Source organism: Burkholderia sp. AU18528 (assembly GCF_002223215.2).
Taxonomy (GTDB): domain Bacteria; phylum Pseudomonadota; class Gammaproteobacteria; order Burkholderiales; family Burkholderiaceae; genus Burkholderia; species Burkholderia semiarida.
This window is the reverse complement of record NZ_NKFC02000004.1, coordinates 853,353-865,483: the sequence shown is the minus strand read 5'-3', so window position 1 is coordinate 865,483 and position 12,131 is coordinate 853,353. Positions and strand designations below refer to the sequence as shown.

Genomic DNA, 12,131 nt, shown 5'->3' with positions numbered 1-12,131 from the left:
ACACTCATTCCGACTGAGCCAATTCAATCCATTAAATAACGATTTGACGAAACGTTAACAATGTTGGGAATGAGGCAATTCGCCCGAAAACTACCTCGAATTATCACTCGACACGCAAAACTCAACGACACCCCACCCAAACTCGGCCCCCTATTGATACGCAACGATCAATAATCCAAATCCCTCAATGATGAATTTCATAAAACAGGCCTGTCTGCACCAGGCCACAATGGAGAATTTCATTTTTGCGGTTTTATCGCGGCTCTGTAGTCTCCTGCCATTCCGGATCACGAACCCACACCAATGCGCAAGGAGATGACATGAAACGCACGACCCTCTCGCTGATTTCGCTCGCGTCGTTCGCGGCGATGCCCGTCGCGCATGCGCAGTCGAGCGTCACGCTGTACGGCGTGATCGACACGTCGATCACCTATGTGAACCATGCACAAGGCAAGGACAACGCGTGGATGCTCGGCAACAGCAGCGCGGGCAACCTCGCCGGCAGCCGCTGGGGCGTGAAAGGCACCGAGGATCTCGGCGGCGGGCTGAAGGCGCTGTTCCAGCTCGAGAACGGCTTCGACCCGAGCAACGGCCGGCTGGGCCAGGGCAACCGCCTGTTCGGCCGGCAGGCCTTCGTCGGGCTGGCGAGCGACCGCTACGGCACGCTCACGTTCGGCCGCCAGTACGACCCGCTCATCGATCTCGTGCAGGGCATCACCGCCGACAACTATCTGGGCAGCGCGTTCGCGACGCCGGGCGACGTCGACAACTACGACAACAGCTTCCGCGTCGACAACGCGGTGAAGTACACGTCGGCCGTCTATTCGGGCCTGCAGTTCGCGGCGATGTATTCGTTCGGCGGCATCGCCGGCAGCACCGGCGCCGCGCAGTCGTACTCGGCCGCCGTGTCGTACAACAACGGGCCGTTCAGCGTCGCGGGCGGCTACTTCCACGCGACCAACAGCCCCGCGTCGAGCGGTGTGCGCAACGGCTGGACGAGCTCGTCGGACGGCACGTTCGACGGCCCGATCAATAACGGCTACGCGAGCGCCCATTCGATCGGCATCGCGCGCATCGCGGGCCAGTACGTCGCCGGCCCGTTCACGTTCGGCCTCGGCTACAGCAACGCGCAGTACCGCCGCGACGCCAGCTCGGTGTTCGGCTCGAACGAGCACTACAACACGGGGCAAGGCTTCGTGAACTATCAGGCGACGAATGCGCTGCTCGTCGGCGTCGGCTACAGCTACACGCGCTCGGGCGGCGACACGTCGGCGACCTATCACCAGGTATCGGCCGGAGCCGACTACAACCTGTCGAAGCGCACCGACGTCTACCTGACCGCCGCGTACCAGCACGCGAGCGGCCAGACCGGCGACGGCAAGGGCGGCTCGATGGCCGCGCAGGCATCGATCGGCTCGTACGGTTATGCGGGCACGAGCTCGCAGACGATGGTCAACCTCGGCCTGCGTCACCGTTTCTGATCGCGATACGGCAGGACGGCCGGCCGCGCGCGGCGCGACCGGCCGAATCCGCATTGCGCAAACGGCGGCTTCGGCCGCCGATTTTTTATCGCTTTCTATCGCCCCCGCCAACGGCCGCCGGGCGATTTTCCCTGTCGCGCCGCTTATCGCCGGCTTTACCGCGTGGCTGACGCAGCACGTCAGGTTTCCATCGCCGCCGTTGCATTCGCATGCGCATAATTTCCGGCCATTTTTACCGATCAGGCATCGGCTCGGTCCCTGATCCGGCGCGATAAAAATGCCCGGCGAACGCGCGGGCAAATGCAAAGGAAAGTTTGACGCGAACCATTTGCCCGCCTGCTATGGCACACTTCGCGTCTGCGTAATTTCCTTGCACCGGGCGGCCGGATTCCGCCCCATCCTGCCATGCCGCGTCATACTTCTCGCCCGCTCGGTCGCGCCACACCGACCATTGCCTCGACGATCGCGCTCTCCTGCGCGCTCTGCGGCGTCGCGCGGGCCGACTGCCTGGACGACGCGGCCGCATTCCAGCACGTGAGCGTCAGCCTGATGCGCGGCATCGCGCAGGTCGAATCGGGAATGAATCCGAACGCGATCAACACCAATACCAACGGCACGGTCGACATCGGGCTGATGCAGATCAACAGCACGTGGCTGCCGACGCTCGCGCGCGAAGGCATCACGCGGGAAAGCCTGTTCGATGCGTGCACGAACGCGTATGTCGGCGCGTGGATCCTGTCGCAGAACATCCGCCAGCTCGGCCCCAACTGGAACGCGATCGGCGCGTACAACTCCGCGTCGCCCGACAAGCGCCTCGCGTATGCGCGCAAGGTCTATGATGCAATCCGGACCATGCCGGATTCGCCGGATACTCCCATGCCCATCCTTCCACCGTCCTTCACGCCGCCGCAACAGGCGCAGACGTACAACCCGTTCGCGAGCCTGAGCGTGTCGGCGCCGCCCGTCACGCGCGCACGCACGATATCGCCGGCCTCGCCGCCTCCGCCGCCGCAGGGTGGCCCCGCCGGCCCGGCTGGTACGTACAACTTCGGATGGACGGTCACCGGCGCCGACCAGGCCAAGCCGACCCAGGTGTTCGACGACGGTGCGCGGGTCTACGTGCAGTTCAGCGACATGAAGCACGTGCCGGCGATCTTCACCGAAACGTCGGCCGGGCGCGTGCTGATGTCGTGGGAGCTGCAGTTTCCGTATGCCGTCGTGACGCGTCCCGCGCAAACGTTGATCTTCCAGCTCGGGCCGTTCGAAGCGCGCGCGCAGCGGGGGGCGGCGGCCGCCGGCATGACCGCGCAGGCCGGGACGGCGGGCACGGCAACGGCCGGGGCATCGAAGAAATCGGCCAGTGCGGCCGCGAACGCGGCGACGAACGCGGCGCCCAATACGGCAGCGAAACGCACGGCCTCGGCCGATGCGCTGTGGTACGTGAATACGCCATCGACGTCGGGCACGGCGGCGGCCTCGCCTTCGACCGCGAATATTCCCGCCACGCTGCCGACGGCCATCACGTCGAACACGCCGCCGCCCGCGCCGGCTCAGGCACCGGCCGCTCAGCCGTCGCGCGCCAGCGCGGACGCGCTGTGGTACATCTCGAAGTGACGCGCGTCCGACCGCACGCGCATCGCGGCGATCATGGGCCCGCGGTCGGCCGCGGTTCGGGCGCGTTCATGTCGTCCACCCGTTGCAGCTCGGCCGTGCCGTTCTGCCTGAAATACACGCGCAGATAACGTGACGTCGACGATTCCGGCTGCGGAATCGTCACACGCCCTCACCCGCGCCGCACCCAGATCACCTTGCCGTCGCGAATGCCGAGATTGCGGCGCTCCTCGCGATAATCCATCGTGCCCGGCAACGACTTGCCGTCGCGCTCGAGCACGCGCCACAGGCAACCGTCGAGCAGCGCGGCCGCATCGGTTTCGGTCTTGCCGACCAGCGCGTCGTCCGGCGTGGCGTCCGCCTTGCACGCCGGCGCGGCGCCCGGCTGCGCGGGAATCGTCGCCGCGCCGCCGGCGGTGGCGTTGCGGTGCTGCGTGTTCATGTCTGCACATCCTGCAAAAGTTGCGCTCGCAACGAGTGCGACGAGCATCGCGATCGTGTTCTTCATCGGTTTCTCCCTGTCTCGGCCCGGTGGTCCATGTGCGGCATTCGTGCACGACCGGGCATCGCATGCGTGATCGGTTCCGCACGCTGCCGGCCGTTTCCTGACGGAGCCGGCCCGCGAACGGCGGCCGTTTTCGACCTGGCCGAGCCGTCTCGGCGCACCTGCGTCGCGGGCCGGCCTGACGCCGGACCCGAGCGCATGTTACCGCACGCGGTTCGCGGCGACCGCGCGACGCCGACGCAACGCATGCGCCCGGCACACGCCGGCCCGCGTCGGCATCCGTTCAGAACTTGTAGGTGACGCCCGCGATGCCGTAGTAGTTGCTGCGCGACTGCACGATCGGGCTGTCGCCCGCGCGGCCGAGCAGCCGCGTCACGCCGCCGGTCGCGAGCACCGACCAGTGCCGCGACAGCGTCCAGTTCCATGCCACCGCCATCGACGCGCTGTCGATCCCGCCGCTCGCCGAATACGGCCGGAAGCGGCTCGTCAGCGACTGTGCATCGGTCACGCCGTAGAAGGTCTGCATGTAGCGTCCCGTGCCCGCGTGCACGGTGCCCGTCACGATGATCTCGTGCCGCGACGTCTTGAGCACCGGCACCGCGAGATCCACGTGCCCCGACACGCCGCGCGACGTGTGCGTCACCGGCGTATCGATCGTGACGCTCAGTTCCGCCGCATCGAAGAACGTCACGCCGGCGCGCACGCCGACGAGCACCGAGCCCGGAATCCGCCCCATTCCCTTCAGGTAGTCGGAGCCCGGCAGATCGAAGCGGTTCTCGTCCGCGCGGCCCGCGTCATAGCCCACCGCCGCCGACACGAACGCACCGTGCGGCAGGTTCAGCCGGTAGCCGGCGCCCTGCGTGCTGTCGATGAAGAAGCCGTTGCCGAACGTGGCGGAAAACGACGGCGCGACGACGCCGCGATACTGGTTGCTGCCCGCGTAGCGCGGTGCGAACCCGCCGCCGAGCGACAACGCATACTGGTTTTCCGCGTGGGCGGCGGCGGCGAGGGTCAGGCCGGCGAGCGGCATGCAATAGCGGTAGCGGCGAAGTAATGGGCGCACAATATTGAGATAAGAGTGACGAAGCCCGCAGTCTAGGTGCCGCCCTGCGCCGAGACTGTCCCGAATGTGCGGCGAATCTGTGCGCAATTGTGTTCGATTGTTCGAGATTGTCTCCCCGCTGCCCCGCCGGTCGATCCGCCGGATAGAATTCGCGTGCCGCGTCGCGCACCAGCCTGCCGGGTGCGAAATGGCGCGTGCGCCCTGAGGAGACCATGAACGAAGTTCCGCTCAAATACCGTGTGCTGCTGATCGAGGACGACGATCGCCTCGCGCAGCTCGTCCGCGAATATCTCGACGGCTACGAATTCGCGGTGACGGTCGTGCGGCGCGGCGACCTCGCTGTCGCGGGCGTCCGCGAGCACCAGCCGGCCCTCGTGATACTCGACCTGATGCTGCCGAATCTCGACGGCATGGAAGTCTGCCGGCGCATCCGCGCATTCACCAACGTCCCGGTGCTGATCCTGACCGCGCGCGCGGACGTGTACGACCAGGTCGCCGGGCTCGAGACCGGCGCCGACGACTACGTGACGAAGCCGATCGAGCCGCGCGTGCTCGTCGCACGCGCCCGCGCGCTGTTGCGCCGCGCGCAGCCGGCCGCGGTGGAAGCGCCGGCCGTCGCGCCCGACGCGCTCGTATTCGGCGAACTCACGATCTCGCCGCCGAACCGCACCGTCACGTGGCGCGGCGAGCCGGTCGAGCTGAAGACCGCCGAATTCAATCTGCTGCTGATCCTCGCGCGCGCGGCCGGCACCGTGCTGAGCCGCGACGACATCCTGAAGCAGTTGCGCGGGATCGAATTCGACGGGCTCGACCGCTCGGTCGATTCCGGCATCTCGAAGCTGCGCCGCCGCTTCGAGGACGCTTCGTCGGAGCCGCACAAGATCAAGACGATCTGGGGCCGCGGCTACCTGTTCAGCCCTTCCGCATGGGACGAGTGAATGCTGCGCCCGCTACTCCGGTTGTATCTCGTCGTGATCCTGTTCGTCGGCGCGTCGATCATCTTCATCCAGCTGTCGTTCGACCGGATCTTCTACGAGCGCGGCGCGCAGGCTCAGCGCGACTCGCTGACGACCTACTCGTTCGTGCTGAACGACTATCTCGAACGCCATCCCGGCGCGCAGCGCGAGCTTGCGTTGCGCGAACTCGCGCTGCACGGCCGCGAAGGGTTCGGCTTCATGTCGATGGCCGACGCGCGTGCGCAATTGAGCGGCGCGCCGCTGCGCGATCTCGATGCCGGCCGGATCGCGATCAGCTACAACGGCAAGGATTACTACATGCCGCTCGCGGACGGCTCGGTGCTGCATGCGCGCCCGATCGAGGCGCCGGACCTCGACATCCGCATCTATGCGTACATGCTGCTCGCGCTCGCGACGCTGCTCGCGGTGGTGCTGTGGATTCACTATCACTGGCGCGACATTCGCCGGCTGCAGGATGCCGCGCGCGCGTTCGGCGCCGGGATGCTGTCGACGCGCGTGAAGCTGTCGGGCAAGTCGAACATCTACGAGCTGTCGCAGCAGTTCAACGACATGGCCGCGCGCATCGAGGCGTCGATCAAGCAGCAGCGCGAAATGATGCACGGCATCTCGCATGAACTGAAAACGCCGCTCGCCCGACTCGAATTCGGGCTCGCGCTGCTCGCCGACGCCGACGAAACGGGCCGGATGCGCGAGCGCCGCGACGCGCTGCGGCGCGACGTGCGCGAACTCGACGAGCTCGTCACCGAGCTGCTGACGATCGGCCGGCTCGAACAGGGCGCGAGCGAACTCGCGCCGATGGAAGTCGACGTCGACGCGCTGATCGACAGCGTCGCCGGCAACGTCGCGGACGACATCGCCGATCGCGGCATCGCGCTCGACGTGTCAACGCTCGATGCGCCCGCGACCCATGTCTGCGATCCGAAGCTCGTCGCCCGCGCGCTGCTGAACCTGATCCGCAACGGCGCGCGCTATGCGTCGCGCAAGGTCGTGCTGGCCGCCACGCGAGACCGGTCCGGCGCGCTCGTGCTGAGCGTCGACGACGACGGCCCCGGCATTCCGGCCGCCGAACGTGCCCGCGTGTTCGAGCCGTTCCAGCGGCTGGACTCGAGCCGCGACCGGCAGACCGGCGGCTTCGGGCTCGGGCTCGCGATCGTGCGGCGCGTCGCGCAGGTGCACGGCGGCGACGTGCGGCTCGAGGATTCGCCGCTCGGCGGCGCGCGCTTCGTGATCACGCTGCCCGTGCGCGCGCTGCCGGACACGCTCTTCGACGTCGCGCAGGACGCGGCGAGCACGCATGCCGACGCGCGGCGCCGCAGCGGCGCGGGTGCGGTCATCCCGCTTCGATAAAACACGCGGCGTGCGTCGGCCTGCCCCGCCCGACCGCGCCGCCGCTCACCGCCGACGCAGCAGCGCGACGAAGAACAGGCTGCCGAACAGCGCGGTCACGATGCCGATCGGCAGATCCTCCGGCGCCGCGAGCGTGCGCGCGGCGACATCGGCCCATACGAGCAGGATCGCGCCCGCGAGCGCGGCGACCGGCAGCAGCCGGCCGTGCTCGGCGCCGACGACGCGACGGCACAGATGCGGCGTCACGAGCCCGACGAAGCCGATCGCGCCGCTCACCGCGACCATCGCGCCCGTCGCGAACGACGCGACGACGAACACCTCGCGCCGCATCCGTGCGCTCGGCACGCCGAGCGACGCGGCGGCGACGTCGCCCGACATCAGCGCATTCAGTTCGCGCCGGCGCGCATGGAGCGCGCCGACGGCGAGCACCGCGCACACGGCCGGCACCGGCAGCAGGTCCCAGCGCGCGAGCCCGACGCCGCCGAGCATCCAGAACAGCACCGACGATGCGGCGCGCTGGTCGCCGAGATACAGCAGCAGGTTGCCGAACGCGGCCATCATGAACGACACCGACACGCCCGCGAGCAGCAGCCGGTCCGATTCGAGCCGGCCGCTCCGGTAAGCGAGCGCGACCACGCACGCGGTGGCCGCGAGCGCCCCCGCAAAGGCGGCGGCCGACAGCGTGAACGGGCCGAACGCCGCGCCGGCCACCACCGTGACCGCGACCGCGCCGAGCATCGCGCCCGCGCTCACGCCGAGCAGGTGCGGATCGGCCAGGCGGTTCGCGGTCGCCGCCTGCAACGCGACGCCGACCGTCGCCAGCGTCGCGCCGACGATCGCGGCCAGCAGCGCACGCGGCATCCGGATCAGCCACACGATGCTGTCGTCGCCCGCTGCCGCGGCGAACGCGTCGGCGCCGCCGAACGCCGACGCGACGTGCGCGGCGACGATCCGCACCGCGGCCGGCATCGCGATCGGCGCCGGGCCGAACGCGGCCGACACGACGATCGACGCGATCAGCAGCACGGCCAGCGCCGGCAGCACCACGCGCATGCGGGGCCGCGCCGCCTGCCCGCGCACGCTCATCGCGCCGCTCCGGCAAATGCGGCCGGATACAGCGTGCGTGCGAGCGTCTCGACGGCCGCGACGTTCTCGGGGCCCGGCGTCGCGGCATCGTACGGAATCACGACGAAGCGCCGGTCGCGGATCGCGGCCACGCGCGCGAGCGCCGGCTGGCTCGACAGGAACTGCTGCTTCTGCGCGGCCGTGACCGCCGAATAGTCGACGATCACGATCACCTGCGGATCGCGCGCGACCACGCTTTCCCAGCTCACCTGCGTCCAGCTGCGCGGCAGGTCGTCCATCACGTTGCGTGCGCCCGCCGCCGCGAGCAGCGCGGTCGGCATCGCGAGCCCGCCCGCCGTCATCGGCTTGTCGGTGCCGCTGTCGTACACGAACACGCGCACTGGCGCCGGGCGCCCGATCGCACGCGACACCGCCGCGAGCCGCGCGCGCATCGCGGCGACGACCTGCGCGGCGCGCGCATCGACGCCGAAGATCCGGCCGAGATTGGTCAGGTCGCGGAACACGTCGTCGAACGATGCGGCCGACTGCTTCATCACGTGCGAACACGATTCGGTCAGTTCGTACGTGCGGATGCCGAACGGCGCGAGCGTCGCCGGCGTCACCGGCCCGCCGACATGCATCCCGTAGTTCCAGCCGGCGAGATAGAAGTCTGCGCGCGCGGCGGCCAGCACTTCCAGCGACGGATACTGGCTCGCCAGTTCGGGCACGCCGCGCAATGCGTCGCGCACGCGCGCGGTGCCCGTCTTCCAGCCGCCGATGCCCGTATAGCCGACGAGCCGGTCCTTCAGGCCAAGCACGAGCATCATCTCGGTGAGGTTCACGTCGTTGCTCACCGCACGCCGTGGCGCATGCTCGAACGTCACGTCGCGGTCGCAACTGCGCACGGTGACCGGATAGGCGAGCGCGTGAACGGCCGCGCAGCCGAGCACGGCGGCGGCAAGCAGCCGGCGGGACACGAAGGACAAGAGAGTAAACGGCATGGCGGTCATTCCGGATGAAGCGGCGTGATGCGCGGGCGGCCCGTGACGGGATGGCGATCGACGAGCGCGGCGACGCCGAACACGTCGCGCAGCAGCGCTTCGGTCAGCACGTCGTCCGGCGCGCCGGACGCGACGACGCGGCCGTGCGCGAGCACATGGAGCCGGTCGCAATACGCGGCCGCGAGATTGAGGTCATGAATCGTCGCGAGCGTCGCGATGCCGAGGCGGCGCACGCGCGCGAGCAGTTCGAGCTGGTGACGCAGGTCGAGATGGTTGGTCGGTTCGTCGAGCAACAGCAGTTCGGGCTGCTGCGCGAGCGCGCGAGCCAGCAGCGCGCGCTGCTTCTCGCCGCCCGACAGCGACGCGAAACGCTGGGCGCGGCGCTCGACGAGGCCGACGTCGTGCAGCGCGGAATCGACGATCCGGCGATCGTCGGCCGATTCCCCGTCGAACGCCCGTTTGTGCGGCGTGCGGCCCATGCCGACCAGTTCGTCGACCGTCAGCCCGAAATCGTCCGGCGTTTCCTGCTGCAGCACCGCGATGCGCCGCGCGACCGCGCGCGGCCGCATGCGCCACACGTCCTCGGCGTCGAGCGCGACGCGGCCCGCGTCGGGGCGCGCGTAGCGGAACACGCAGCGCAGCAGGCTCGTCTTGCCGCTGCCGTTCGGGCCGACCAGCCCGACGAATTCGCCTTCGGCCACCGTCAGCGTCACCGAATCGAGCACGTCGGCCGCGCCGCCGGGAGACCAGCGCACGCGTTCGATGTCGAGCATGTGGGTGACGGCACGCATGTCGTGCCGGCCTAGAAGCGCATCGTCGCGACGAGCTCCGCCGAGCGCGACGGGCCGAGCAGCCATTGCTCGCCGCCGTTCGACGTCGTCGCCGCGTACGTGCGGTTCGCGAGATTGCGCAGCGTCAGCGCGAGCTCGGTGCGCGACGTCGGCTGCCAGCGCAGCGACGCATCGAACACCGTATACGACGGCACCTGTATGCGATTGGCGTCGTCGCCGTAGGTCGGCCCGACGTAGCGCACGCCCGCATTCGCCTGCCAGCGCTCGGCGAACGCCCAGCCGAGCCACAGGTTCGCGGTCCGCTGCGGCACGCCGGACGGCACGTTGCCGGCCCGCGACACCGTCGCGCCGCCGGCCGTCTGGTTGAATGTGTCGTAGCGCGCACGCAGCAGCGCGACGTTCGCATCGACCGTCCAGCCGTGCGGCAGCCGCGCGCCGCCCGTCAGCTCGACGCCGCGCGACGACTGCCGGCCAACCTGCTGGCGCAGCGCCGGATTGAACGGATCGGTGCTGAGCAGGTTGCGCTTCGTGATGTCGTACACGGCGAACGTCCAGTACGCGCGACCGTCGAGCAGCGTCTGCTTGAGGCCGGCTTCCCACTGCTCGCCGGTCGCGAGCCGGTAGCCCGCCTGCGACGCCGACAGCGTCAACAGCGAGCCGACGCCCTCCGCGCCCGTCGTGTACTGCGCATACGCGCTGAACGTCGGTGCGATGTCGAACACGAAACCGGTGCGCCAGCCGACGTTCGCGAATCGCTTGTCGAAGCGCGCGCCGGTCGCCGCCTGCTCGCGGCTGAACGCGATGTGGTCGTAGCGCAGGCCGCTCACCCACGCGAGCCGCGGCAGCACCTCGAGCCGGTTCTCGGCGAATACCGCCGCCTGCCGCGCGCGCGTGCTGAACTGCGGCACGGTCGGGTTCGGGCTCGTGAATACGCCGGGATCGAAGCCGTGCGCCGGTACCGTCGTTTCGCCGCCGTACGGCGAATTGTTGATGCCGTTGAACGTGGTCTGGCTGAATTCCGTGCCGACGACGAAACGGTTCGCGCGACCGAACAGCATGCCGTCGAAGCGCGCGCTCAGCCGGTCGCCGATCTGTCGCTGATGGTGGCCGATGTCGAGATAGTCGCCGCGCGTGACACGTCCCGTCGCGCGGTCAAGCACATACGATTCCGCGTTGCGCCAGTGGCGGTTCGAGGTCAGGTAGTAGAGCTGGTTGTCGATCGTCACGCCGGCCGCGGGCCGGTAGCTGGCCGACAGGCGCGTCCACTGGTCGTAGTACGAAATCGTCGCGTCACCGACCGTGTAGTTCAGCTTGCGCAGCGACGGATCGAGCACGCCGTTCGGCGCGGGCACGCCATAGTACGTCGCGGGCATCTGGCGCCCGTAGTCGTAGTCGAGCGTCAGCGTGAGCCGGGGGCTCACGTCGACTGTCAGCGCGCCGCCGATGGCCGTCGTATGCGTATCGGCCCGCTCGGCGAGACCGTTCGCGCGCGCATCGCTCGCGTAGAAGCGGTACGACAGCCGCGGGCCGAGCGCGCCCGTCGTATCGAACGCGAAGCGCTTCGCGCCGTCGGGGCCGATGCCGGCCTGCAGCGTCGTCTCGCGCGCGCGCCGGGGCCGCTTCGGCACCACGTTCACGACCCCGCCGATCGCCCCTTCGCCGTACAGCACCGATGCCGGCCCGCGCAGCACCTCGATGCGCGCGACCGACCACGTGTCGAACGGAAACGTGATCGTGCCGGCCGCCGGCATCAGCCGCACGCCGTCGAGCAGCATCATCACCGATTCCTGCCCGCTGAAGCCGCGCACGCTCGATGCGGTGCCACCCGTGCCTGGTGCGATCGCGCTCGCAAAGCCGGCCGTGCGCGTGACCGCGTCGAGCACGGTGCGATCGCCGCGTGCTTCGATCGTATCGGCCGTGACGGTTTCGACGCTCGCAGGCGTGTCGAGGCTCGCGAGCCCGAGCCGCGAGCCCGTTTCGAGCGGTTGCGTCAGCGGGTCGGCCGGTGCGGACGAAGCCGTGACGCTGATCGCCGGCAGCGCGTGCCGGTCGTCCGCCGCCGATGCGGCGGCTTCGGCGGCCAGCGCGCCGGTGGTCGCGATCGCGCAGCCGACCAAGGTCGTGCAACCGCGTGCCGCGCGCGTGCGCCAGGCGCTCGCGTTCCGGCGCGGCGCGGCATGGCGCCGCGCCCCGCGCGCCGGGGTGTGTCCGATTCTCGTCACGTCGTATCGATCTTCGCAGGATGTCGTCGCACACGAGCGGCCCGGGCAGCCCGCCCGGCCGGCGACGA

Annotated in this window: 10 protein-coding genes; 4 read left to right on the top strand and 6 right to left on the bottom strand. The window is 69.3% G+C overall.

Annotated features, from left to right (window positions below; all coding sequences use genetic code 11):
• The first annotated feature begins 320 nt into the window (after positions 1 to 320).
• On the top strand, positions 321 to 1,481 hold the full coding sequence (locus CFB52_RS06780) for a porin (protein ID WP_060011690.1): 1,161 nt from the start codon (positions 321 to 323) through the stop codon (positions 1,479 to 1,481).
• Positions 1,482 to 1,886: 405 nt separating this feature from the next.
• A complete protein-coding gene (locus tag CFB52_RS06770) occupies positions 1,887 to 3,095 on the top strand; it encodes a transglycosylase SLT domain-containing protein (RefSeq protein WP_099316295.1) in 1,209 nt (402 codons plus the stop codon).
• A 169-nt stretch (positions 3,096 to 3,264) separates the two neighbouring features.
• Here the strand turns inward: CFB52_RS06770 and CFB52_RS06765 are convergent, their stop codons facing one another.
• Positions 3,265 to 3,600: a hypothetical protein gene (locus CFB52_RS06765; RefSeq protein ID WP_059573811.1), complete on the bottom strand. Its 336-nt coding sequence runs from the start codon at positions 3,598 to 3,600 to the stop codon at positions 3,265 to 3,267.
• A gap of 280 nt (positions 3,601 to 3,880) precedes the next feature.
• Positions 3,881 to 4,627 (bottom strand): MipA/OmpV family protein, encoded by a 747-nt coding sequence (locus CFB52_RS06760; protein WP_099316294.1) that lies wholly within the window; start codon positions 4,625 to 4,627, stop codon positions 3,881 to 3,883.
• A 245-nt stretch (positions 4,628 to 4,872) separates the two neighbouring features.
• Between CFB52_RS06760 and CFB52_RS06755 the strand changes: the two genes are divergently transcribed.
• Together CFB52_RS06755 and CFB52_RS06750 are read left to right on the top strand one after the other, a co-directional pair.
• The gene (locus CFB52_RS06755) at positions 4,873 to 5,598 is read left to right on the top strand and encodes a response regulator (RefSeq protein WP_059573813.1); all 726 of its coding nucleotides are present in this window, start codon (positions 4,873 to 4,875) and stop codon (positions 5,596 to 5,598) included.
• Positions 5,599 to 6,984, top strand: a complete 1,386-nt coding sequence (locus CFB52_RS06750; RefSeq protein WP_099316293.1) for an ATP-binding protein — start codon at positions 5,599 to 5,601, stop codon at positions 6,982 to 6,984.
• Positions 6,985 to 7,029: 45 nt separating this feature from the next.
• On the opposite strand, the gene CFB52_RS06745 is transcribed toward CFB52_RS06750, so the two are convergent.
• The 4 genes from CFB52_RS06745 to CFB52_RS06730 are packed head-to-tail and all read right to left on the bottom strand — an operon-like array spanning position 7,030 to position 11,943.
• Positions 7,030 to 8,070, bottom strand: coding sequence for an iron ABC transporter permease (locus CFB52_RS06745; protein ID WP_099316292.1), 1,041 nt, complete (start codon positions 8,068 to 8,070; stop codon positions 7,030 to 7,032).
• Complete coding sequence (locus CFB52_RS06740; RefSeq protein ID WP_099316291.1) at positions 8,067 to 9,059, bottom strand: ABC transporter substrate-binding protein; 993 nt, start codon at positions 9,057 to 9,059, stop codon at positions 8,067 to 8,069. The genes CFB52_RS06745 and CFB52_RS06740 overlap by 4 nt, the downstream gene beginning before the upstream one ends.
• Positions 9,056 to 9,841 carry an ABC transporter ATP-binding protein gene (locus tag CFB52_RS06735; protein WP_099316290.1) on the bottom strand — a complete coding sequence of 262 codons (786 nt, stop codon included), beginning with the start codon at positions 9,839 to 9,841 and terminating at the stop codon, positions 9,056 to 9,058. Before CFB52_RS06735 ends, CFB52_RS06740 begins: the two co-directional genes overlap by 4 nt.
• 11 nt (positions 9,842 to 9,852) lie before the next feature.
• Positions 9,853 to 11,943, bottom strand: coding sequence for a TonB-dependent siderophore receptor (locus CFB52_RS06730; protein WP_059574310.1), 2,091 nt, complete (start codon positions 11,941 to 11,943; stop codon positions 9,853 to 9,855).
• Positions 11,944 to 12,131: the final 188 nt, after the last annotated feature.

Coding starts and splice junctions, on each gene's coding strand:
- CFB52_RS06735 (WP_099316290.1), bottom strand. CDS start 9,841: ATGCGTGCCGTCACCCACATGCTCGACATCGAACGCGTGCGCTGGTCT.
- CFB52_RS06745 (WP_099316292.1), bottom strand. CDS start 8,070: ATGAGCGTGCGCGGGCAGGCGGCGCGGCCCCGCATGCGCGTGGTGCTG.
- CFB52_RS06740 (WP_099316291.1), bottom strand. CDS start 9,059: ATGACCGCCATGCCGTTTACTCTCTTGTCCTTCGTGTCCCGCCGGCTG.
- CFB52_RS06755 (WP_059573813.1), top strand. CDS start 4,873: ATGAACGAAGTTCCGCTCAAATACCGTGTGCTGCTGATCGAGGACGAC.
- CFB52_RS06780 (WP_060011690.1), top strand. CDS start 321: ATGAAACGCACGACCCTCTCGCTGATTTCGCTCGCGTCGTTCGCGGCG.
- CFB52_RS06760 (WP_099316294.1), bottom strand. CDS start 4,627: ATGCCGCTCGCCGGCCTGACCCTCGCCGCCGCCGCCCACGCGGAAAAC.
- CFB52_RS06770 (WP_099316295.1), top strand. CDS start 1,887: ATGCCGCGTCATACTTCTCGCCCGCTCGGTCGCGCCACACCGACCATT.
- CFB52_RS06750 (WP_099316293.1), top strand. CDS start 5,599: ATGCTGCGCCCGCTACTCCGGTTGTATCTCGTCGTGATCCTGTTCGTC.
- CFB52_RS06765 (WP_059573811.1), bottom strand. CDS start 3,600: ATGAAGAACACGATCGCGATGCTCGTCGCACTCGTTGCGAGCGCAACT.